The organism is Cellvibrio zantedeschiae (assembly GCF_014652535.1).
In the GTDB taxonomy this organism is placed as follows: Bacteria; Pseudomonadota; Gammaproteobacteria; order Pseudomonadales; family Cellvibrionaceae; genus Cellvibrio; species Cellvibrio zantedeschiae.
This window is the reverse complement of sequence record NZ_BMYZ01000001.1, coordinates 501,074-524,202: the sequence shown is the minus strand read 5'-3', so window position 1 is coordinate 524,202 and position 23,129 is coordinate 501,074. Positions and strand designations below refer to the sequence as shown.

Here is a 23,129-nt window from a genome sequence, read left to right as displayed (position 1 = left end):
AAGCTCAATGAGATTGGTGATTATTCTTAGCCAATATCTAATCGGTTACATAAGAAAGATAGCGGATGATTTTAATGACAGAAGGTTAGCAGTTCATGTTCTCAAATTTGAATAAGGCAAACACTAAAACTAAAAAACCACTCTAAGGCCGATGCTCCATTGCTAAATACTCATGGCTTTGCATTTCCAACAAACGGCTCACGGTTCTTTGAAATTCAAAATTTAATTTCCCGTCAGAATAAAGTTCTGCCAAGGGCTTATCGGCAGACAACACGAGCTTTACATGGCGATCATAAAATTCGTCAACCAAATTAACAAAGCGACGAGCCTGGTCGTCGTTTGCACGCCCAAGTGCTGGCACGTTACTGACAAAAACGGAGTGATATTCTTTTGAAAGTTCGATGTAATCATTTTGCGAACGCGGGCCATCGCAAATAGCTTCAAAATCAAACCAAACCACACCTTCTGCGGAAAAACGCGAGCGAATATCACGGCCTTCTACGATTAAGACTTCGTTCGCTTTTTCATCAGCTGGCGATGCAAGTAAACTACGAAAACTTTTTTGCAAACTTAAATCTGCACTCTCATCCAATGGATAATGATAAAGCTCGGCTTGTTCCAGTGCACGCAAACGATAATCTACCCCACCATCAACATTAACAACTTGCGTATATTTTTTTAGGAGTTCAATAGCAGGTAAAAAACGAGCGCGCTGCAAGCCATCTTTATATAAACCATCGGGCACTATGTTTGATGTTGCCACCAAAACCACACCGCGCTCAAACAATTCTGACATCAAAGTACCCAGGATCATTGCATCAGTAATGTCAGAAACAAAAAATTCGTCAAAGCAAATGACTTTGGTTTCTGCTGCAATAATATCTGCAACCTTTTGCAACGGATTTTTCTGGCCATCCAGTTGTTTCAATTCACTATGCACACGGCGCATAAACCGATGGAAATGCATACGCATTTTTTGCGGAAACGGCAGGCTTTCAAAAAAATTATCCATCAAATAGGTTTTACCGCGTCCTACTCCACCCCAAAAATACAAACCTTTGATGTGACTTTTATCTGCACTACCAAAGAGTTTTTTTAAAATTCCACCAAAGGCAGATGATTGGTGCAATTGCCAATCAGCAACCAACGCTTCATAGAGCGTTTGTAAATGTTGCACTGCCTGGGCCTGCGAAGGATCGCGACGAAAATCATCGCGTTGTAAATCGCGCTCGTAACGAGCAGCAGGAGAAAGATTTTCGCTTGCGGATAAAGTCATAGGAATTCAACAGAGATTAAATAGGAATTTGACGCAATAAAATATCGGTGAGGTCAGTTTTTAATGCCGATAAATAGCCATGAAAAAAATGGCCCGCCTCGGGATAGCGAATTAATTCAGCGGGGCTTCGCAATTGCGCAGTCCAATCATAAACACCTTGGGCGATGACTCGCTCATCCTGATCACCTTGTACAACGCAAACTGGCGAGTTAAATATTCTGTCGCGATCATATTGATAACGCTCGACGGGTGGTGCCACCAAGGTTAAATGCACTAAACCAGGCACCGAATAGCTGGCGCGTGCCGCTATGGATGAACCAAACGAAAATCCTGCAATCAAAATAGGTGACTGCGAGAAATTGTTTTTTACCCATGCGATAACTGCCAGTAAGTCATCAAGTTCACCTACGGCATTATCAAAAACACCTTCGCTTTGGCCTACACCGCGAAAATTAAACCGCACAACGTGCACGCCCAAATCGCGATAGGTACGCATTAGCGTAGTAACAACTTTGTTGTCCATGGTGCCACCGTGCTGCGGATGCGGGTGGCAAATAACCACCACGCCATTCAAACTGCTTAAAGGAGCATCGGCGTCACCGCGACTGACCGCAGTTTCAAGGTTTCCCGCAGGACCAGAAATCGCTATTTTTGACTCTTTTTCAACCAACACAGTGTTTTACCCAGGGAATATTTAAATGCATGACCTATAACAACATTTTTTGCCAACCTATTTTAACAAAAGGCTTATACTATGAGGGTAAGCTTAAGAATTCGTCCGTTTGGCAAGGTGTGAATTCTACCTATTTCGACAGTCGTTAAGGAGACTTTTGTGTTCTCACTCAGCACTCTGGTATTTACCGGTTTTTTCTTTTTACTTTGCGGCACAGCATTGGGTGCGTTTTTACTGCACATTTTCCGTTCCAACATTTATAGCCGTGAGCTTGAAGATCGTTTAAATGAAGCAGAGAGTTCACTGCAAAACTATCAACGCGATGTGGCAGAGTCCTTCGCGCAAACATCCAAACATATTAGCGATATGACCCAATGCTACCGCGAAATGCATGAGCATTTGGCAAGCAGCGCACTCAAACTCGCCACACCAGAAATTAGCCGCAAAATTCTGGATTCCGCTAGCAGCTTGGGCGAAAGCAAAACCAGCTACATGAATACCCAACATGTTGAGCCACCAAGAGATTGGGCGCCTAAGCCAGTTGGAGCCAAAGGCGCACTCGCCGAAGATTACGGTTTGCGTGACGACGAGCATGCGGTAGTGCGTCCTACCGAAACAGCTGAAGATTATGATTTTGATGGTGCCGTCACCAAGCGTTACTAAGCTTTAACAACAGAACAATAAATTTTTAAACCCCGCCCTCGCTGCGGGGTTTTTACTGTAGCCGACTTGGCACTGGAGCACACTGCATGAACTTTAAACGTCTTCTGCAATTTGCAGCTTGGCCAACCGCGGCGGGCGTTATTATTGCTCTTTTGGCGATGCTGGTTTTTCCACAGCTACGCGGACAGCAGCCTATCAACACTATGCCCAATAACGCGATTAGCGGTCCCTATTCTTACGCCGATGCAGTGAGTCGCGCAGCTCCGGCGGTAGTTAATATTTATACGGCAAAGAAAGTCCTGGAACGCGACCCACGCTATTACAACAATCCTTACTTTCGCCAGTTATTCAATAATTCCAATGTTCCTTTACAGGAGCGTATGCAGCGCACGCTTGGCTCAGGTGTGATTGTAGATTCGAGCGGCTTGATCCTTACCAATAACCACGTGATTAATGGTGCAGATAAAATTCAAGTGCTATTAAACGATGGCCGTTATACATCAGCGGAATTGGTGGGCATTGATTCCGAAAATGATTTGGCGGTATTGAAAATCACCTTGGAAAACTTGCTACCTATTAGCCTTGGCCAACCCAATAATTTACGTGTTGGCGATATCGCCCTTGCTATCGGCAACCCTTTTGGTGTCGGTCAAAGTGTAAGTCAAGGCATTGTAAGCGCGCTGGGACGCTGGGGGCTTGGCATTAACAGCCGCGAAAACTTTATTCAAACTGATGCCGCCATTAACCCTGGGAATTCTGGTGGTGCATTGATTGATGCGCGCGGAAATTTAATTGGCATCAACACGGCAATTTTAGATGAAACTGGCGCCGCATCCGTAGGAATCAGCTTTGCGGTTCCCGCTGATATCGCTATGAACTCGCTCAAACAAATTGCGGAATTTGGAGAAGTGCAACGCGGTTGGTTAGGGTTTACCGCAGCCCCCTTAAACGACAAAGGCATTAAATTATTTGGCACCTTGGGATTGATCGTCACCGGCGTAGAAGATGGTAGCCCGGCCGAAAGTGCTGGATTGGTGCGTGAAGACGTCATTATTAAAGTCAATGACATATCATTGGGTGAGGGAGTTTTTCCTGAGCGCAATTATCATGCTGTTCAAAATCTTGTGGGCAATCTCAAACCAGGTTCAACTATTACGCTTAAAGTTCTACGTGCTGGAAAGACCCAGGATATAAAAGCAGTTGCAGGCATACGCCCTACACAAACAAAAACCTAAACTTGATTTAATTGCAACGCAAACAAAAAAAGGAGCCGAAGCTCCTTTTTTGCATTTGAAATCTACCGAAAAACTTAATCTTTAATTCGATATTCCGCCGAGCGCGCGTGCGCTTCAAGATATTCACTGCGCGCTAACACCGAAGCAACTTTCGATAACTCCGATGCACCCGCAGCAGAGCACATAATAATTGAACTGCGTTTTTGGAAATCGTAGACACCCAAGGGCGATGAGAAACGCGCAGTACCTGATGTGGGCAAAACGTGGTTTGGCCCCGCGCAATAATCGCCCAAAGCTTCTGGTGTAAAACGCCCCATAAAAATTGCACCTGCGTGGCGAATTTTAGGTAGCAATAATTCAGGATCAGCTACAGATAACTCCAAGTGTTCAGGCGCGATGCGATTACTTACCTCAACTGCTTCTTCGATATCAGCCACTTTAATTAAAGCGCCGCGATTTTTTAAAGACGTAGTCGCAATTTCATTGCGCGATAAAGTTGGCAACAAGCGCGCAATTGATGCTTCAACTTTATCGAGATATTCCGCATCCGGGCAGAGCAAAATCGCTTGCGCTTGTTCATCGTGCTCAGCCTGACTGAACAGATCCATTGCAATCCAATCGGGATCAGTTAAGCCATCGCAAATCACTAAAATTTCTGATGGCCCCGCAATCATATCGATAGCAACTTGGCCGAAAACAGCACGCTTGGCAGTCGCAACATAAATATTGCCAGGACCAACAATTTTATCGACCTTGGCAATCGTTTCAGTTCCATAAGCCAATGCAGCAACCGCTTGCGCACCGCCGATAGTAATTACGCGATCCACTCCAGCAATTGCCGCAGCAGCAAGAACCATTGGGCTCAGCTCGCCATCAGGCGCGGGCACAACCATGGTTAGCTCATCCACACCTGCCACTTTTGCAGGCACGGCGTTCATTAAAACCGATGAAGGATAAGACGCTTTTCCACCGGGAACATACAGGCCAACGCGCTCCATAGCGCTAATTTGTTGACCGAGAACAGTGCCATCTGCTTCAGTGTATTTCCACGATGTTTGCAATTGATGTTTGTGATAACTGCGAATACGTTCCGCTGCAACTTCCAAGGCTTTGCGTTGCTCGGGAGTAATTTGCGTCAACGCGTTTTTAAGTTGATCGGCAGTAACAACTAACTCATCCATGCTTTTCGCAGAGCGACGATCAAACTTATTTGTAAACTCTAATACCGCAGCATCACCGCGCGTTTTCACTTGATGCAAAATGTCATCTACCACGCTGGCAACACGTGTATCGCTAACGGATTCCCACGCTAACAATTCATCCAGGCGCTGTTTAAAGTCGCTTTGGCTGGCATCCAAACGGGTAATTAAAGTCTCAGACATGGTTTTGCTCATTCAATCGAATTTAGTGAATAATCAGGCACGGAGAAGAAAAATGCTCATTGCAATTCACAATGAGCAAGATAGCCATTAATCAGCCTTAACGGCTTTGGCGATATGATCGATGATCGTTTGGATTTGCACGTGTTTCATTTTCATCGACGCTTTGTTCACGATCAAACGCGAACTGATGTCAGCAATAAATTCACGCGGCTCCAAACCATTTGCACGTAAGGTATTACCGGTATCGACAATATCTACAATCTCATCTGCCAAATTCATAATCGGTGCTAATTCCATTGCGCCGTAAAGTTTAATGATGTCAGTTTGGCGGCCTTGAGCGGCGTAATATTGTTTGGCGATATTCACGTACTTAGTTGCAACACGAATGCGACCAGCGGGTGTAGTTGCACCTTTCACGCCGGCAGTCATCAGCTTGCAGCGGGCGATGTTTAAATCCAAAGGTTCGTACAAACCATCTGCACCGTTTTCCATGAGTGTGTCTTTACCTGAAACGCCCATATCTGCCGCGCCGAATTGCACGTAAGTTGGAACATCAGCACCGCGAAGCAACAACAAGCGTACGCCTTCCTGACTGGTTTCAAACACAAGCTTGCGGCTCTTTTCCATATCTTCCAGCGGCTCAATACCCGCCGCAGCCAATAAGGGCAGTGTCTCTTCCAAAATACGCCCTTTAGTGAGCGCTATGGTTAGGGTTTGACTCATAATCAGCTGGCCTTTTTTTTACGAACTGCTTTTTACACGACACACGCTGGCGCCGATGCTTTGGAATTTTGCTTCAATGGCTTCGTAACCGCGATCAATGTGGTAAATACGGTCAATCAGGGTTTCACCATCTGCAACCAAACCAGCAATCACCAAACTGGCAGATGCACGTAAATCCGACGCCATCACTGGCGCACCTTTCAAACGCTCAACACCTGTTACAACGGCAGTATTACCTTCCAGCGTAATATGTGCGCCCATACGGTTCAATTCGTTTACTTGCACTAAGCGGTTTTCAAAAATGGTTTCGGTGATATGGCTAACACCTTCGGCGACTGCGTTCATCGCCATAAATTGCGATTGCATATCGGTTGGGAATGCAGGGTAAGGCGCAGTCTTCAAACTCACCGCTTTCGGGCGCTTGCCGTGCATATCCAACGCAATCCAATCGTCGCCGTGGGTGATATCGGCGCCCGCTTCTTCAAGCTTGAACAATACAGCTTCCAGAATATCGGCTTTGGTCGCCGTCAATTTGATGCTGCCGCGCGTTGCCGCCGCTGCGACCAAGTAGGTGCCGGTTTCAATACGGTCTGGCATTACGGTGTAAGTACAACCATGCAAGGACTCAACGCCCTGAATGGTCAGGGTTGAAGTGCCAATACCTTCAATTTTTGCGCCCATAGCAACTAGCATGTGCGCCAGGTCCACAATCTCTGGCTCACGTGCGGCGTTTTCGAGAATAGTTTTACCTTCTGCCAAGACTGCCGCCATCAGCAGATTTTCTGTTCCACCAACGGTGACCGTATCCATAAAGAAATGAGCGCCCTTCAGGCGACCATTAGAGGTTGCACGAATGTAACCGCCGTCGATTTCAATTTTTGCACCCATGGCCTCGAGGCCACGCAGGTGAATATCCACGGGGCGCGAACCAATTGCACACCCACCAGGGAAAGACACATTGGCTACGCCATAACGAGCAAGCATTGGGCCCAACACCAGAATCGAAGCACGCATGGTTTTTACGAGGTCATAGGGCGCGGTAAATTCGGTGATATTGTTGGAATCCAGTACAAAGCCGTGGCCATTTGTACCCGTGATCGCCACCCCCATAGAACCCAACAATCTGTTCATGGTGGTGATGTCATTCAAATGTGGAACATTGAGCAAGGTGACCGGGCTATTGGCCAAAAGCACCGCTGCAAGGATTGGCAAAGCAGCGTTTTTAGAGCCAGAAATACAAATTTCACCACTGAGCGGACCGCCGCCCAGAATTTTAAACTTATCCATTACTTATCCAAATTGCGAGAGCAACCAATTAAAGAGTGATTAGGCAGTGGTTAATTATTGCTGTTGTTGCCATTGTTCAGGGGTAAAGGTCTTCACAAAATCCACGGCGTGGATGGTGCCGTCAGCAAATTGCTGCGCTAGCGTGCCGAGCACCAATTGTTGTTTTTTTACCGGAGTCAAACCCGCAAACGCTGGGCTCACTACCACCAAATCAATGTGGCTACCGTTTATGCCAACCTGGACCTGGCTATCGGGAATTTGGCTTTCAATAAGCGCTTTGATTTGTTCAGCTTGCATAGAAAAACTCGTGGGGCACTGCCCTTGATCAAAATATAAAACAAAAATGGGGAGTAAACAAAGGCGTGAATCTTACCCGAAACAGCCCGCAATCGCACCCAAAAGTGCGCCAATAAGTGCATATCGCAGCAATAAAAAACCCCAACCGGTGATGGCTGGGGTTTTTAGAATGGATTCAGCAAATGTAACCTAGTTAGCAGCCAACCAGGTCTCAATCACCTTATCGATATTCTTGTCGTTTTTGATCATGGCTTGGTCGAACTGGCTGGTAAAAGACTCACCCAAATTCACACCATTCAATACCACATTGATCAATTTCCACTCACCATTATCTTTTCTCAAGGTGTAAGAAAGCTTGTGGGTTGCGCCTTTGTCACTGACTTCCTGATCAACACTTACACGCGTTGCATCAGCAGCCATGGTTACAGGCAAGGTTTTAATCTCGCTATCCGCGTAATTTGCCAAACCTTTTGCATAGGTTTTGATCAAACCGTTTTTAAAGACAGTCGTGAATTTTTCAATTTGCTCGGGGGTAGCTGTTTTTGCTGATTTACGCATTACAGCTTTGGCGATAAACGGAAAATCGACCACTGCATCCAATGTTTTTTGCACATCTGCATAGTAAGCATCGGTCTTTTTGCCAGCAGCATTGTGTTTTTTCACAATGGCGAGCATATCGGTAGTTGCTTGCTCAACAATGGCTTGCGGTGTTTTTTCAGCGGCAGAGGCTATGGGTGCAACAACCATCATTGCCAGACTTAAAAGAACACCCGTAAGGTTTTGATACAGTGGTTTCATGTGTTTACCTTCCTAAATTTAAAGTTCCAGTACAATGCGCCGGGGCAATCAACACTTTGGCAACAGTAAATCCAACGTGTTTTTCCTTTCTTGCATGACGACCTTCAACGAGAAAAATCATCAAGCCCAACGCGTGGCGATAACTTCCTGGGCAATGACACAACCCAACAAGCAAATTCAACTTTTGCAAATCGCAAAAAAGCGCGAATTGCAAAAAAAGGTGCGCGAATTGCAAAATGGGGGCGCAATCCCCAATATCAAGCGAGCAGTTCCTAATATCGCTATAATGACCTGCTTGCATATCCATCAAAAGTGTTAATAGTCATCACGAGATCTCTCTATGCCGCCATTCGATTTTATTGCCTCAGGACTTCGAACAGTTCGCATAGAATCTGATGCTGTAACCGCTTTGAGCCAAAGACTCGACCAAGAGTTCAACAAAGCCTGCGAGCTCATACTCAATTGCACCGGGCGGATTATCGTGACCGGAATGGGTAAATCCGGTCACATCGGCAAAAAAATTGCCGCCACCCTCGCCAGTACAGGTACACCTGCGTTCTTCGTTCATCCCGGCGAAGCCAGTCACGGCGACTTGGGGATGATTACCAAACAAGACATAGTGCTGGCAATTTCTTACTCCGGTACATCTAACGAAATCCTGACTCTTCTACCCTTGCTTAAACGCTCGGGAATCAAAATCATCAGCATGACCGGCAACCCAGGCTCCACATTAGCGGAAGTAGCTGAAGCACACCTGAACATAGCAGTTGAGACCGAGGCCTGTCCGTTAGATTTAGCACCGACGGCAAGTACTACCGCAACGCTAGTATTAGGCGATGCCCTGGCCATAGCCCTGCTGGAAGCGCGCGGCTTTACTGAGGAAGACTTCGCATTCTCCCATCCCGGCGGTGCACTTGGTCGTAAATTATTGTTACGCGTGGTGGACATCATGCACACAGGCGATAGAATCCCGCGTGTTCCGCCTACAGCGAGCTTGAGCCAGGCGCTGCTCACCATGACCGAAAAAGGTTTCGGCATGACAACCGTGGTAGATGACAAAAATCAGCTCTTGGGTATTTTTACCGACGGCGACTTGCGCAGAACAGTTGATAAGGGTATTAGTCTCACCGGCGTTAAGATCAGCGACCTAATGAACAGAACACCCAAAACCATCGGCATTAAAGCCCTGCCGGCTGAAGCCTTGAAAATGATGGAAGATTTAAAAATCACCGCGCTTGTGGTTAGCGATGAACAAGCCTGCCCCGTTGGTGTCTTACATATGCATGACCTGCTGCGCGCAGGCGTTGTTTAATTAACAAGGATTCACTTTTGAGTCATTCAAACTCACCGTCACAGTTTTTAGCCGCACCTGAACTAGAGGCTCGCGCCAAACGCATCAAACTACTCCTGTTGGATGTAGACGGCGTGTTAACCGATGGCTGTCTTTACTTCAGCAACCAGGGCGATGAATTCAAAACCTTCAGCACGCTCGACGGCCACGGCATAAAAATGCTGCAGAAAAGCGGTGTTAAAGTGGGCATTATCACTGGCCGCACCAGCAATCTAGTCGCCAAACGCGCAAGCGATTTGGGCATAAAAATTTTGGTGCAAGGCCGTGAAGACAAGTGGGATGCGCTGCAAGAAATTTTGGCCGAGCATCCACTCGACCTCGAAGAAATTGCATTTATGGGCGATGACTGGCCAGATTTGACAGTCATGTCCCGCGTTGGTTTGGCCTTAACCCCTGCTAACGGTCATTTCACAGTGGTCGAACGCTCCCACTGGCAAAGCCATGCACGTGGTGGTGAAGGTGCCGTGCGCGAAGCCTGCGATATGTTGATGAAAGCGCAAAATACGCTCGATCAGCTTTTAAAATCTTACTTGGCCTAACCCCCAGCATGTCCAAATTACACTTGCCAACAATCAACAGCGCCAATCTCGAGCGGATTAATCCCCTGCTTTTACCTTTGCCCTGGCTAGTTGTTATTGTGCTGGTAATCTTGTTTGCCACACTCCGATACTCGAGTAAGGAAAATTTGATCAACCAGCCGCAAGCCGATGTAAAAATATTCCCCCATTCCTACATTACCAATGTTGAAATGCGCCAGTATGACGGTGAAGGCAATATCCACTATCAAATGACGACACCTTTAATTCGCCGCTTCCAAGTGAAAGAAAACCCGAGCGACAAAGATTATTCCCTGTTTGAAACCCCGGTGTTTATGGTAGTTAACAATCCCCAAAAGCCCGGCTGGTTTATTACAGCGCAAGAAGGACGTTTGGATAACAACGACACCTGGTTCAGCCTTACTCAGGAGGTAGTGGCGCGACAAACCTCTGAAAAACAAGGTGAAACCACCATTACTACCAGTGATTTGCGCCTAAATATCCAAGACCAATTCGCGCAAACTGGCAAAGCTGTTACTATGCGCGCCGCTAAAAGCCAGATTACAGCGGTTGGAATGCGCGCAGACATGAAGCGCGAGCGGATTGAATTACTCTCTAACGTCAAGGGCACCTATGAACCCTAGCCTTACATCAAAAATCCTTCGCTGGACCCGCGTCGTGGCTTGCTTGCTGGCAATGAGTTCCGCAGGAGTTCAGGCCTTGCCCGATGATAAAAACCAGTCTTTGCGCATTTCTGCCGACAAACAAGAAATCGACCTTAAGCAAGGAGTTGTGATTTATAGCGGCGATGTGAAGCTAATCCAGGGCACGCTGGAAATTACTGCGCAAAAAATTCATGTTCGCAAGGACAAGGATCAGGAAGAAGAATCATTCACCGCTGAAGGCAGCCCTGCCCACTACCAGCAACAACCGGAAGCCGGTAAGCCCATTATTCACGCCGAGGCAGGCACGATTCATTACAACGTAAAAACCGAGCAATTGGTGTTGGATAAAAACGTATCTATTGAACAAAACGGTTCGGTTACCAAAGCAGGACACGTGGATTACGACATTAAGAGCCAAACGGCGAAGTTTTCCGGTACTGGCCGTGTCGAAACGGTAATTCCTGCAAAACCAGAGAAAAAAGAATAACCCATGGCCAGCCTCCACGCGCAACACCTTGCCAAGAGCTATAAAAAACGCAAAGTCGTTATCAATGTTTCAGTTTCCGTTAGCAGCGGCCAAATTGTTGGCCTGTTAGGACCTAACGGCGCCGGTAAAACTACCTGTTTTTATATGATTGCCGGCTTGGTGGAAGCCGACAATGGCCGCGTATTAATTGATGATTTGGATATCACCAACTTGCCTATTCACGGCCGCGCCCGTGCCGGTATTGGATACTTGCCACAAGAAGCGTCTATTTTCCGCAAGCTCAGCGTTGCCGATAACATCATGGCGATTCTTGAAACCCGCAAAGACCTTAACCGCAAGCAGCGCCTGGCGAAAATGGAATCCTTACTGCAAGAATTCCACATCACCCATATTCGCGACAGCCTCGGTATGTCGCTATCAGGTGGTGAACGTCGCCGCGTGGAAATTGCCCGTGCCTTGGCGACAGATCCAAAATTTATCCTGCTCGACGAACCTTTTGCGGGCGTTGACCCCATCTCGGTTGCCGACATCAAAGAAATTGTTCGCCACCTAAAAGATCGCGGCATTGGCGTGTTAATCACCGACCACAACGTGCGCGAAACCCTCGACATTTGCGAAACAGCATTCATTGTTAGCGAAGGTCATATCATTGCCAGCGGTAGCTCTTCCGTTATTCTCGCCAACGATAAAGTTCGTCAGGTTTACCTTGGCGAAGACTTCAAACTTTAAGCTTTTCGTCGTCCATTTCCTTGACAAATTAAAATCCTTAACCATTAGGCATAAAGATTGCTTTAAATATTTCCCTTTAGCGCCATTGAGTTATTGCCTAGTCGTCAAACCCTGACTAAACTCCATCTAACAGTGTTTAGTTTTTTGCTCGCCTCTTTCGCTAGCTAAGGGTTTTTCGTTCGAATAATGAAGCAATCTCTACAACTCAAGCTCGGTCAACAACTGACCATGACCCCGCAGTTGCAACAAGCGATTCGCCTGTTGCAATTATCGACCTTAGATCTCCAACAAGAAATTCAGGAAGCTCTTGATTCCAACCCCATGTTGGAAGTGGAAGATAGCTTTGATACTCCGTCATCATCCAATACCGAATTTGAAGACAGCGACTACGCTCGCACCCAGGAAATAGCAGCCACCAGCGATAGCGGTACCGACGATTTTAGCGAGAGCTATTCCGGTGAGATGACGTACAACGAATCCAGCAGCGAAAAGTTTGGCGATGAAAGCTTTGGCGAAACCAATTTTGGTGACAGCGATGGCTTCAGAGAAAGCGAAAGTTTTACTGACACCGATAACTACGCCGGCACAGATGATTACAGCGAAAGCGCAACCGAATGGAACGAAGCCATTCCTGCCGATTTACCCGTAGATACCAGTTGGGATGACGTATACCAAACCAGCCAATCCAGTGGATCTACCAATTACGAAAACGACGACAACGATTTTGAAAGTCGCCGCGCCGCTACTGATTCGCTGTACGACCACCTTATGTGGCAACTCAATCTCACGCCTATGTCTGATCGCGACCGCATAATTGCCATGGCAATTATTGATGCGGTTGAACCTAGCGGAATGCTATCAGTCACATTAGAAGACATTTTCAGTGGCCTGATCACCGAATGGGATGATTTGGAGCTGGATGAAGTGGAAGCGGTTCAGCACCGCATCCAACAGTTTGATCCTTGCGGCGCCTGCAGCCAAAACCTGGCCGAATGCTTGAGTGTGCAGCTGCAACAATTCGATGCTTCAACGCCCTTTTTGGCCGAAGCAAAACTCATTGCCAAACAATATTTACCACTACTGGCAAGCCGCGATTTCCGCCAGTTAATGCGCAGGACCAAACTTAAAGAGGATGAGCTTAGCCAAGCGGTAAGCTTGATTCAAAGCCTGAATCCACGCCCCGGCGACATGATTGCCAGCGGTGAAACAGAATATGTAGTGCCCGATGTTTTTGTGGAAAAACGTGAAGGCCGCTGGATGGTAGAGTTAAATCCGGAAATAGCGCCGCGTTTACGCATCAACTCTGATTATGCATCGCTGGTAAAACGTGCGGACTCCAGCAGTGACAATACATTCCTGAAAGACAATTTGCAGGAAGCGCGTTGGTTCTTGAAAAGTTTGCAAAGCCGTAACGAAACCCTGTTAAAAGTGGCCAGTTGTATCGTTGAAAAACAACGAGGCTTTTTGGAGTACGGCGCCGAAGCAATGAAGCCATTGGTACTGCATGATATTGCGGAAATTGTTGAGATGCATGAATCGACTATTTCGCGCGTGACTACGCAAAAATTTATGCACACACCGCAAGGTATTTTTGAACTGAAATATTTTTTCTCCAGCCATGTGAGCACAGATTCCGGTGGCGAATGTTCTTCCACAGCCATTCGCGCCCTGATCAAAAAGCTGGTGAGCGCGGAGAACCCTAAAAAACCACTAAGCGATAGCAAAATTACCGATCTACTCGGCGAACAAGGCATTCAGGTTGCACGCCGCACCATTGCTAAATATCGCGAGTCGCTCAACATTCCGCCATCGAATGAGCGCAAAACACTTTAACTGAAAATATTAAGCTGGAAATATTTTGTGAGTGCATTTGGCACTCATGTAACCACCGAGGATGTATCTATGCAAATAAATGTCAGTGGCCACCACGTAGAAGTTACCGAATCAATGAGAGATTACGTGATCAGCAAATTGGAGCGTTTAAGCAATCATCACGACCGCATCACTAATACTCACGTTATTCTTTCGGTTGATAAACTCGAACAAAAAGCGGAAGCCACTTTACACGTTAGCGGAAAAGATATTTTTGCCGATGCCACAGATCCCGATCTATATACAGCAATAGATTCCCTGGCCGACAAATTGGATCGCCAGCTAATTAAACATAAAGAAAAGATGCGCAGCCATCGCTAAAAGCTCGGACAACTATGCAAATTCAATCACTGTTAACACCCGAACGCGCTTGCAGTAGCCTTGAGGCCAGCAGCAAACGACGCGCATTGGAATTACTTGCAGAAGTTATTGCGCAAGATATTTCAACCATTGATGCCGATGATTTAGTGCGTCGGTTTCTTGCGCGCGAGCGTTTGGGGTCAACAGGCGTTGGGCACGGCATTGCAATCCCGCACTGCCGCATCAATAACAGCGCGGGTGCTATAGGTGCACTTATTACGCTAAAGCATCCCGTTGAATTCGATTCTATCGACAATGAACCTGTCGATATTTTATTTGCCATGCTGGTGCCAGAAGATTCACACGCAGAACATTTGAAAAATTTGGCCGCTCTGGCCGGTGCATTAACACGCAGTGAGTTTCGCCAGCGTTTACGTGCCGCCAGCGACAACAGCACACTTTACGAAGCAGCCATCAGCTGATTATTTTTAAGCTCCAGGTTTTTTGAACCAAATCGATTTGGTTCATATAGGGAAACATTATGCAGTTAGTGATTGTGAGCGGATTATCCGGCTCAGGCAAAAGTACCGCCCTACACGTGTTGGAAGACGTGGGGTACAACTGCATTGATAATTTACCTGTAAGCCTGTTGCCCGCACTGGTTGCACAAATCGAAATCCACAAAGACGACCAACATAAATTCGCGATTGGTATAGATGTTCGCAACGCCTGGAAAGACTTGCAAATATTCCCGCAAATGATCAGCACCCTGAAAGAGGCACACCTGCCCTTCACGGTGATTTTTTTGGACTCCCAATCGTCTGTATTGATCCAGCGCTTTAGCGAAACACGCCGCAAGCATCCGCTCAGCGACAAACACACCAATTTGGCTGAGGCGATTGCGAACGAACAGGAATTGCTGGAACCTATTCGCGATACCGCGGATCAAATTATTGATACCAGCCATTTGACCCTGCATGAACTGCGCGATTTGGTGAAAGAGCGCGTAGTCGGCCGCAGCCAGTCCAGCATGGCGATATTGTTTGAATCTTTTGGCTTTAAACATGGCATCCCGGTAAATGCAGATCTCGTCTTTGACGCGCGCTGCCTGCCGAATCCTCACTGGAAACCCAATCTTCGCCCCTTGACGGGTAAAGATAAGGACGTGATTGAGTTTTTGGAAGCAGAAGACGCCGTGAATGAGATGTATCAGGACATAGAAGACTTTATGAGCCGCTGGCTGCCACGTTATCAAGCCAACAACCGCAGCTACATTACCGTTGCGGTGGGCTGTACCGGCGGACAACACCGCTCTGTGTACTTGAGCGAACGGCTCAAAGCGCATTTTAATGAACAATTTGGCGATGTGCAGGTGCGTCATCGCGATATAAACAAACACAAGAAAAATTAACTATGTTAACGGAAACCATTCCTATTATTAACAAACGCGGCCTGCACGCTCGTGCTGCTGCCAAGTTTGCTACTTTAGCGGCCCAGTTTGGCTGCCGTAGCCAAGCTCGCACAAACGGTAGCTGGGTAGATGCAAAAAGCGTTATGTCCCTGATGCTATTGGCCGCAACCCAGGGTACCAACCTTGAAGTGTCAACCGAAGGTGATGACGAAACCCAGGCAATGGACGCTATTAGAGCCTTAATTAACAACCGCTTTGAGGAAGATGAATAGAATTTGCTGCCAAACAAAGGTTGTTATTTGCAGCTGGTTCACCTACCCTGTGCGCCCTTTTTGATCAGCATCTGCAAGCAACACCGGTAACACTCCGTTTAGGCAATCCTATGGTTTACAAATACGACGACATCAACCCCGACGACTACATCAAGAGCAAATCGCAGGTAAAACGCGAAATGACTGCTCTACAGAAGTTGGGCGAGCAGCTTATCGAAATGAACGATAAGCAATTGGCCACCATTCCCGCTGAAGAAAAACTTTTAGATGCCATTCTCGAGGCGCGTAAAATGCCGCATCGCGAAGCGCGTCGTCGTCACTTGCAATTCATTGGTCGCGTAATGCGTGAAACCAATCATGAAGAAATTCAAGCTGCTGTTGATAAGTTGCAAGCACGCAGTGATCAATACGTACATCGCCAACACCAAATAGAACGCTTCCGCGATTTATTAATTGAAGGCGATAAACAAATTTTCCAAACATTGGTTACTAACTGCCCCGGCATTGATGTGCAGCATTTGAAACAATTAGTACGCAGCGCGCAAAAAGAACGCGACGAAAACCTCCCACCTAAAAGCTCTCGCAAATTGTTCGCTTTTATTCGCGAGCAACTTGAACTGCAAGATTGATTTTGGCGTTAAAGTTCCAAAAAAATAGGAGGCATTAGCCTCCTATTTTTTTGTCTATATTAAATCTAATTTTGTACCTTACGCCTTCGGTTTTTTGCGGGCGCTTTTTCTTTATTTACGTTTTTAATCAATTCATCTTCACTTTCAAAGAGACGATCAAAACTCATTTTTGGATCGTTCCAATTGCCTTGCAGGCTGTAACTGATACTGGTAGCGCGATCTACCTGTTTCTTAAATAATTTGCTGACGATATATATTCCCGCTGCTGCAGGTAAACCTGTAACTAACGCGGTGAAAAAAGTGTAGCTGCCAACAACCGGCAAAGTGGCAACTAAACGTGCGTCAATTTTTTCATTTTCCAAGTCAAGTTTGCCTGCCATTTGTAAACGGCTCGATGGCGTTTTAACGTCGAGCGGTTCAACAAATGTCATTGTGCCTGGCGTGAAATTTACTTTGCCGCTGATTTGATCGTAAGCCAATCCGCTTTGATAAAGATCCGAAAAATCCAAACGCAAACGGCGCGCGAGTGAATCAAAGTTCAGCACGGCCATTAGTCTCAACAAGCCATCACTGCCTGGACTTGGATTGTTTTTAAAGCGGCCTTGTTCAATCCAGACATCAATATTGCCTGCCATTTTTTTCAACGCGAAATCTTGAGGATCACCACTCCAGGTTGCATCAACTTTAAAACGCGCGAGCTTACTTTCCAGCATGTCAGGCTTTTGCCATTCGCGCAAAACTGCTGACAAATCCGTCGCGGAAAGCTCGCCAATAAAATGTGTACTTGAGCCGGACTCACTCACAAGCCATTCCATTTTTGCGCCGGCGCTGTTGCTCACGATTTTGTTATCTGCATCCAAGGTGCTCATAGCACCAACAGTCACACCCTTTACAGTGCCGTTGATTTTGTCGAATAAAACTCCCTGCGCTTGCGGTCTTATTTGCAAAGACCAATTGCCGTAATTAACTTCGTCCATATAGAGCGCTTTTACGGACATATCGGCCAAGGGCAAAGTGCGTGGGTCTACACTAATGCCGGGCACTTTCGGTAACTGCCCTGCCACTACGGCTGCTTCAACTTCTTTTGCTCCCAGCAAAGCGCTGGTAAGACGCAGGCTTTCCAAATTTATCTGCAATGGTTTGGCAGAGTCATTGGGAATGCGAATTTCACCATCGAGCAGTGGGTTCTTGAACGCAACTTTCCAGGCGTCATATAAGCGCTCGGCACGGATATGAATATCGTCCAGAGCGAGCGGACCAACTTGATAATGCCCCAACAAAACCTGCGCACGAAAAGGCAAACCCGCCACTAATACCGGGCTTTCTTCGGTAATCGGAATCTCAGGTTGATAACTGGTTTCGCCATGTGCCGCTGATGCCTTAGGCTTCAGCGCATCGATTTGGGCACCGAAACCCAAATAGCGTTGTTGGACTTTTTTCCAGGGTTCAATATCCAATCCCGGCACATTACCGCTCAATAAAAATTGCGGTTCAATCGCCAGCTTGGCACTGTCGTTAAGTGCGATATTGGCATTGAGTAATTTATTTTCCTGATGGGGATCCAGCTCGAACAGCGCTTGTACGTTTTCGCCATAAACCATGTCGATAAGCGAAACCTTATCGGACATGGACATTTTGAATCTGAAGAAACGTTCGCCTTCAGCAGTTTTGCCATAGGGGGCCGGCAAATCGACTGCCACACCGGATAATGGGCTGGTAACTGTAACAACGGCGAAAGGTGAATTGCTTGCTGGATCAGCCGTAGCAGACTTATGGTTTAACTCTACAGTCGCGTTATAGGGAACACGACCATCGAGAAACAAAACCTCGGGGCGCTGGGTCCATTTTGCCAAGGCTTGGGCATCAACATCGCCTTTGACTTCAACCAATGTTTGGCTGGCATCGCCCTGTTTTCTGGTGCTCAGCAACGTTTTTACGGGTTGGCCAAACAAAACTCCGTTGAGTCCTTCACTGCTCAAACCTGTGGTTTCGTTGAAATTGAGATGTCCCTGAACATCCTGCATAACCAACTTTAAATTACCCATTTCAAAATTGGGCGATTCCAAATCTATATCGACCTGCTGCGTAGCGCCTGTGCCTTTTGGATCCAGCGGCACCGCAATATTTAGCTCGGTGTGCATCTTGCCATCGAGCTTCCAGGTGTCCATGTTGGAGCCTATATAACGGCGCAACATACTCTCGCGCAATACTCGCAGACCATCCTCCGCACCACCTTCTACGCTGCCATTCACACGCAAGAGCGAGCCATGACCGTCAGGATTCGGATTAACATTGACCTGTGTTACGCCAACATCACTGTTAAATAACCTGGCCTTATCCACACTTGCTGCCACATCGTTATCACTAACCAGTAAACGCCCGTCAATAGAATCCAGCGCCGGCCATTCCGGGTGATAGTTCAATTGGGCGTGTTTGATATCGACAAAGAGCTGATGACTGCGTGCGGCGGGGTTGCGATTGTTAAGCGTACCGCGATAAACAAACCCTACTTGATCAACGAAACCAGCATTGTTAGGGCCGATACTTTTTTCCAACCAATCCAGCAAGGAGCGCGGAACAACAGCAGGCGTGTATTTGCTGTAAAGACTAGCGTTTAATTTTTTCGCACCAATCTGCAAATAAAGATCTATGTCACCCGTGTTTCTCTGCCAGGGAAGGGATAACCACATATAGCCTTTGGCGTGCTCCTCGCCGTTGATAAATTCCAAAGCACCGCTGTTAACGTAGATCTGGTTCTTATCCGGTTGCAGCCACCAGGCGACCTGGCCTTTGGCCTGTTTATATTCCATAGGCGCAGAATAGGTTGGAGAATAATGCATGCTAAAACCTTCGCGACTGTCGATATCGACAAAGCCGCCATTTTTGTTGGCATACACGAACCCATCAACGGTGCGCAATGCAGGAACACCCTGCCATGCGTTTACCCCTACTTTGGCAAGATTAGCTTGTAGTTCCCAAGCTTTAGGATTTTGGGTGGGAATGGCGAATTGCACATTGCGCAATTCACCTTCCGGCCCAAGCTGACGCATAACGTCGCGCAAACGCCCCTCACCCAAAACCCCTGCGCTATCCAAGGTTTGATTCAAACGCTGCAAATCAACTTTCGGTAGATGCAACAACACAGGTTCAGCAAAGCTTCCCGCCGATGCTGCAAAACTCAGGTTCTCAACCTTATGTTGATTAACCTTGGCATTCATTTTTTGCAAAGCTAATTGCCACTGGCCGCTGTATAGCCAATGGCCAACCACGTCAGTCGCAAAACTATCAAAGGTTAAGGATTGGCCGAGAATAGGAACATTAAGGCGTTGGATACTCACCTTCCCTTCAACATTCAAACCTTCATATTTGGGACGGCTGCTAAACCAAAGACTCGCATCCAGCGCACCTTCACTGTGAACTTCTGCTTTAATTCCACGCAGTAAAAAAGCGGTGGTCGCGGCTATGGGTTCATTCGTAGGAAACTGCTTAAGTTGCACAAAACCTTTACTGCTGAATGTCTCGCGGCGACGAGGATCGCCCTTGCCTTCCGCAATTAACGTCAGGGTTTTGGGATTTCCGTCCACATCAACCTGCAGTGAGAGGCGATGGAAATCGCCCGCATTTTCCATGCGCAGCAACGGAGAATTCAGTGTGGTGGTCGTGCCGGAAGCGAAGTGAAAATTCAGCTGGGTTTGCGCAAATTCAATACGGCGGGACAAGAGCGACATATCGATTAAAGAATCCAGACGCGCGCCTTTTTCATCTTGCGATTTGGCTTTGCGCGGAATACCCGACACTTGCCAAAAACCATCGTCAGTTTGCACAAAATCCATTTGCACTTTATCGAGTTGCAATGCGCTCCACACTAAACGCGCGTGCCCCAGGCTGCCGAGCAAATCCAAACGCATTTGCGCATGGCCGAGTGAAAAGATGGGCTTATCGGTTTGGCTAATAATGCGCAGGTCGCGCACATCAACCATGGGCTTGAGCCCCACCCATTCAGCCTTGATAGCACCTATGGTGACTTTCGCATTGAGTTTGTTTGAAAGGTAGCTACCAAGCTCTTGCGGATAGTCTGCCAGCAAGTGGGAAAAGCTGCGCCCAGCCTGAACCAGCACCGCCAAACTAATAGCAGCCAGCGCGAACAGGAGATAAAACCACTTAATCAGTTTGCGAGCGTAAGCGGTCATAAAAATACAGATGTCATGCTAATCGGTAATTCCTAAAAATCGGTAATTGCTGAGATCAGTATTTACCAAACAAATGTCAGGCCTGAAGGCACGACCAAAACAAACAGCTAAACAAGCGCTACGCATAATCTATCGCGGAAGGCGCAGCTATTCGCGCTACACCAACACAATATCGTATTGTTCCTGCGTGAACAGATTCTCAACCTGGAACTCAATAGTGCGGCCGATAAAGGCTTCCAAGTCGGCAACGTAAGCGGCTTCTTCATCCAACAAACGATCAACAACCAATGGTGCCGCCAACACTAAAAATTTTTGGTTATCGTAAGAGCGCGACTCACGCAGAATTTCACGAAAAATCTCATAGCACACAGTTTCGGCAGATTTCACTTGGCCACGGCCTGCGCACACCGGGCAAGGTTCACACAGCATTTGCCCCAATGATTCGCGCGTTCGCTTGCGCGCCATTTCCACCAAACCCAATTCAGATACACCGGTAATGCGCGTTTTGGCGTGATCTTTTTCCAGCGCCTTTTCGAGGGTGCGTAACACCTGTCGCTGGTGTTCCTGATCCTGCATATCGATAAAATCGAGAATGATAATACCGCCGAGATTACGCAACCTGAGCTGGCGGGCAATCGCCGTTGCCGCTTCCAAATTGGTTTTAAAAATGGTTTCTTCCAGATTGCGATGGCCGACAAACGCGCCGGTGTTTACATCCACCGTCGTCATGGCTTCGGTCTGTTCGATAATCAGGTAGCCGTTGGATTTCAGCGGCACGCGAGTATCCAGAGCGCGGCGAATTTCCTCTTCAACGCCATACAAATCCAGCAGCGGACGACCGCCGGTGTAGCACTCAATATGGTCAACTAACTGCGGCGAATAATTGCTGGCGAAATCGAGCATTTGCTGGAAAGTCAGACGCGAATCCACACGGATTTTATCAATAGGAGCACGCACCAAATCGCGCAATGCCCGCAAGTAAAGCGGCATATCTTTATGGACTACACCAGGCACTGGGATGCTGGTTAGCTTTTCACTCAAATCCGACCACAGTTTTTGCAGGAAGGGAATGTCTGCCAAAATCGCTTCTGCGGTTGCGCCTTCTGCAACAGTGCGAACGATAAAGCCGCCGGTCACCGAATAAAGCTCCGGCGCCGTATCCATAATGCTACGCAAACGCTCACGTTCCTGTTCGTCCTCAATACGCACAGAAACCCCGATATGTTTACTGTTGGGCATGTAAACAAGGTAACGTGAAGAAAGCGTGAGGTGGGTAGTTAAGCGGGCGCCTTTGGTACTTATAGGATCTTTGGCAACTTGTACCAGAATGGTTTGGCCTTCGCGCACCAGACTGCGAATATCAGGAATTTCCGCAACTCGCGGCTCACCTTCCGGCGCTTCCGGCACCATGTCGGCAGCGTGGATAAAACCCGTACGCTCCAAACCAATATCCACAAATGCAGCTTGCATGCCGGGCAACACACGGACGACCTTGCCTTTATAAATATTGCCCACATAGCCTTTGCCGTGGCTGCGCTCTATGTAGAGCTCTTGCACCACGCCGTTTTCAACCAGCGCTACGCGGGTTTCTACGGGCGATACGTTAATTAGAATTTCTTCACTCATAGTGAAATCGTCAGCCTTTTTTACCTTATTTTTACTTGCTCTTGCCTTATCCGGTAACCGCAATTAGGTTTACCGAAATAGTTTTACTAGATGCTGGATTGCCAATAAGGAACGGCAAACTCGTCTAAAAGTGCAACTGTTTGCTCAATCGGCAGCCCCACAACGCCGGTGTAACTACCGCGAATTTGCTGCACAAAAACCGCTCCTAAACCCTGGATAGCGTAACCGCCTGCTTTGTCGCAAGGCTCGCCGGTTTTCCAATAGGCGGCAATTTCATCATCGCCAAGTGGACGAAAGACCACGTCAGTCACCGAAAGTTTTATGCTGCACTTTTCTTCCACAATCATGGCAACTGCAGTCATCACTTGATGGTCTGCTCCGGCAAGTTTGCGCAACATGACTGCCGCATGTTCGGCGTCCTGCGGCTTCTCCAGAATTTCGTTATTGATAACCACTATAGTGTCAGCACCCAGCACAGGTTTGACCGCTAGCTGTAAACGTTTGACGCTTGCAAATCCCGCCTCCGCCTTCTCGCGCGCCAAGCGCTGCACGTACTCACTGGGAGATTCGTGGGTGCGCGGCACTTCTGTTACATCGGCATTGATCACCTGATGCGACACGCCAATTTGCTGAAGCAGCTCGCGCCGACGCGGTGATTTTGAAGCCAGATAAATAGACGGATTATCTTCCGGTTTCACTCATGAACTCCTACTGAACACTGTGCACT

General features: G+C 47.4%; 23 protein-coding genes. 13 read left to right on the top strand and 10 right to left on the bottom strand.

All coding sequences use genetic code 11. From position 1 onward, the window contains the following. Window positions 1-142: 142 nt before the first annotated feature. A complete protein-coding gene (gene zapE / locus IE104_RS02360; RefSeq protein WP_189415722.1) occupies window positions 143-1,276 on the bottom strand; it encodes a cell division protein ZapE in 1,134 nt (377 codons plus the stop codon). Between the two features lie 16 nt (window positions 1,277-1,292). Further along, window positions 1,293-1,949, bottom strand: coding sequence for an alpha/beta hydrolase (locus tag IE104_RS02355; protein ID WP_189415720.1), 657 nt, complete (start codon window positions 1,947-1,949; stop codon window positions 1,293-1,295). Window positions 1,950-2,108: 159 nt separating this feature from the next. Here IE104_RS02355 and IE104_RS02350 point away from each other — a divergent pair, with 159 nt between their 5' ends. Together IE104_RS02350 and IE104_RS02345 are read left to right on the top strand one after the other, a co-directional pair. Continuing rightward, window positions 2,109-2,612 carry a Z-ring associated ZapG family protein gene (locus tag IE104_RS02350; RefSeq protein WP_189415719.1) on the top strand — a complete coding sequence of 168 codons (504 nt, stop codon included), beginning with the start codon at window positions 2,109-2,111 and terminating at the stop codon, window positions 2,610-2,612. An 86-nt stretch (window positions 2,613-2,698) separates the two neighbouring features. Continuing rightward, the gene (locus IE104_RS02345) at window positions 2,699-3,847 is read left to right on the top strand and encodes a trypsin-like peptidase domain-containing protein (RefSeq protein ID WP_189415717.1); all 1,149 of its coding nucleotides are present in this window, start codon (window positions 2,699-2,701) and stop codon (window positions 3,845-3,847) included. A gap of 74 nt (window positions 3,848-3,921) precedes the next feature. Here IE104_RS02345 and hisD read toward each other — a convergent pair whose 3' ends face one another. From hisD to IE104_RS02320, 5 genes are all read right to left on the bottom strand, one after another. After that, window positions 3,922-5,229, bottom strand: a complete 1,308-nt coding sequence (gene hisD / locus IE104_RS02340) for a histidinol dehydrogenase (protein ID WP_189415715.1) — start codon at window positions 5,227-5,229, stop codon at window positions 3,922-3,924. 87 nt (window positions 5,230-5,316) lie between these two features. Beyond that, window positions 5,317-5,952 carry an ATP phosphoribosyltransferase gene (hisG, locus tag IE104_RS02335; RefSeq protein WP_189415713.1) on the bottom strand — a complete coding sequence of 212 codons (636 nt, stop codon included), beginning with the start codon at window positions 5,950-5,952 and terminating at the stop codon, window positions 5,317-5,319. Window positions 5,953-5,970: 18 nt separating this feature from the next. Next, window positions 5,971-7,239, bottom strand: coding sequence for a UDP-N-acetylglucosamine 1-carboxyvinyltransferase (gene murA / locus IE104_RS02330; protein ID WP_189415711.1), 1,269 nt, complete (start codon window positions 7,237-7,239; stop codon window positions 5,971-5,973). 54 nt (window positions 7,240-7,293) lie between these two features. Then, a complete protein-coding gene (locus tag IE104_RS02325) occupies window positions 7,294-7,536 on the bottom strand; it encodes a BolA family protein (protein ID WP_189415709.1) in 243 nt (80 codons plus the stop codon). 189 nt (window positions 7,537-7,725) lie between these two features. Further along, window positions 7,726-8,334 (bottom strand): MlaC/ttg2D family ABC transporter substrate-binding protein, encoded by a 609-nt coding sequence (locus IE104_RS02320; RefSeq protein WP_189415707.1) that lies wholly within the window; start codon window positions 8,332-8,334, stop codon window positions 7,726-7,728. Between the two features lie 340 nt (window positions 8,335-8,674). Here IE104_RS02320 and IE104_RS02315 point away from each other — a divergent pair, with 340 nt between their 5' ends. The 11 genes from IE104_RS02315 to yjgA all read left to right on the top strand — a co-directional run bounded on the left by IE104_RS02315 (window position 8,675) and on the right by yjgA (window position 16,586). Next, a complete protein-coding gene (locus IE104_RS02315; RefSeq protein WP_189415705.1) occupies window positions 8,675-9,646 on the top strand; it encodes a KpsF/GutQ family sugar-phosphate isomerase in 972 nt (323 codons plus the stop codon). 17 nt (window positions 9,647-9,663) lie between these two features. Continuing rightward, window positions 9,664-10,224, top strand: coding sequence for a KdsC family phosphatase (locus IE104_RS02310; RefSeq protein ID WP_189415703.1), 561 nt, complete (start codon window positions 9,664-9,666; stop codon window positions 10,222-10,224). An 8-nt stretch (window positions 10,225-10,232) separates the two neighbouring features. Next, window positions 10,233-10,865 (top strand): LPS export ABC transporter periplasmic protein LptC, encoded by a 633-nt coding sequence (gene lptC, locus IE104_RS02305; RefSeq protein ID WP_189415701.1) that lies wholly within the window; start codon window positions 10,233-10,235, stop codon window positions 10,863-10,865. Next, window positions 10,855-11,373, top strand: coding sequence for a lipopolysaccharide transport periplasmic protein LptA (gene lptA, locus IE104_RS02300; protein ID WP_189415699.1), 519 nt, complete (start codon window positions 10,855-10,857; stop codon window positions 11,371-11,373). The genes lptC and lptA overlap by 11 nt, the downstream gene beginning before the upstream one ends. A 3-nt stretch (window positions 11,374-11,376) precedes the next feature. After that, window positions 11,377-12,102 (top strand): LPS export ABC transporter ATP-binding protein, encoded by a 726-nt coding sequence (gene lptB, locus IE104_RS02295; protein WP_189415697.1) that lies wholly within the window; start codon window positions 11,377-11,379, stop codon window positions 12,100-12,102. A gap of 186 nt (window positions 12,103-12,288) precedes the next feature. Continuing rightward, on the top strand, window positions 12,289-13,935 hold the full coding sequence (locus IE104_RS02290; RefSeq protein WP_189415695.1) for an RNA polymerase factor sigma-54: 1,647 nt from the start codon (window positions 12,289-12,291) through the stop codon (window positions 13,933-13,935). Between the two features lie 69 nt (window positions 13,936-14,004). Then, window positions 14,005-14,295 carry a ribosome hibernation-promoting factor, HPF/YfiA family gene (hpf, locus tag IE104_RS02285; protein ID WP_189418221.1) on the top strand — a complete coding sequence of 97 codons (291 nt, stop codon included), beginning with the start codon at window positions 14,005-14,007 and terminating at the stop codon, window positions 14,293-14,295. Window positions 14,296-14,309: 14 nt separating this feature from the next. Continuing rightward, window positions 14,310-14,756 carry a PTS sugar transporter subunit IIA gene (locus IE104_RS02280; protein WP_189415693.1) on the top strand — a complete coding sequence of 149 codons (447 nt, stop codon included), beginning with the start codon at window positions 14,310-14,312 and terminating at the stop codon, window positions 14,754-14,756. A 59-nt stretch (window positions 14,757-14,815) separates the two neighbouring features. Then, the gene (rapZ, locus tag IE104_RS02275) at window positions 14,816-15,685 is read left to right on the top strand and encodes an RNase adapter RapZ (protein ID WP_189415691.1); all 870 of its coding nucleotides are present in this window, start codon (window positions 14,816-14,818) and stop codon (window positions 15,683-15,685) included. A gap of 2 nt (window positions 15,686-15,687) precedes the next feature. Continuing rightward, complete coding sequence (locus IE104_RS02270; RefSeq protein WP_189415689.1) at window positions 15,688-15,957, top strand: HPr family phosphocarrier protein; 270 nt, start codon at window positions 15,688-15,690, stop codon at window positions 15,955-15,957. Window positions 15,958-16,067: 110 nt separating this feature from the next. Beyond that, on the top strand, window positions 16,068-16,586 hold the full coding sequence (yjgA, locus tag IE104_RS02265; RefSeq protein ID WP_189415687.1) for a ribosome biogenesis factor YjgA: 519 nt from the start codon (window positions 16,068-16,070) through the stop codon (window positions 16,584-16,586). Window positions 16,587-16,651: 65 nt separating this feature from the next. Here yjgA and IE104_RS02260 read toward each other — a convergent pair whose 3' ends face one another. The 3 genes from IE104_RS02260 to IE104_RS02250 form a co-directional block, all read right to left on the bottom strand. Then, window positions 16,652-20,776 carry a YhdP family phospholipid transporter gene (locus IE104_RS02260; protein ID WP_189415685.1) on the bottom strand — a complete coding sequence of 1,375 codons (4,125 nt, stop codon included), beginning with the start codon at window positions 20,774-20,776 and terminating at the stop codon, window positions 16,652-16,654. Window positions 20,777-20,932: 156 nt separating this feature from the next. Then, window positions 20,933-22,402: a ribonuclease G gene (rng, locus tag IE104_RS02255; RefSeq protein ID WP_189415684.1), complete on the bottom strand. Its 1,470-nt coding sequence runs from the start codon at window positions 22,400-22,402 to the stop codon at window positions 20,933-20,935. 86 nt (window positions 22,403-22,488) lie between these two features. Beyond that, the gene (locus IE104_RS02250; protein ID WP_189415682.1) at window positions 22,489-23,100 is read right to left on the bottom strand and encodes a Maf family protein; all 612 of its coding nucleotides are present in this window, start codon (window positions 23,098-23,100) and stop codon (window positions 22,489-22,491) included. Window positions 23,101-23,129 lie beyond the last annotated feature (29 nt).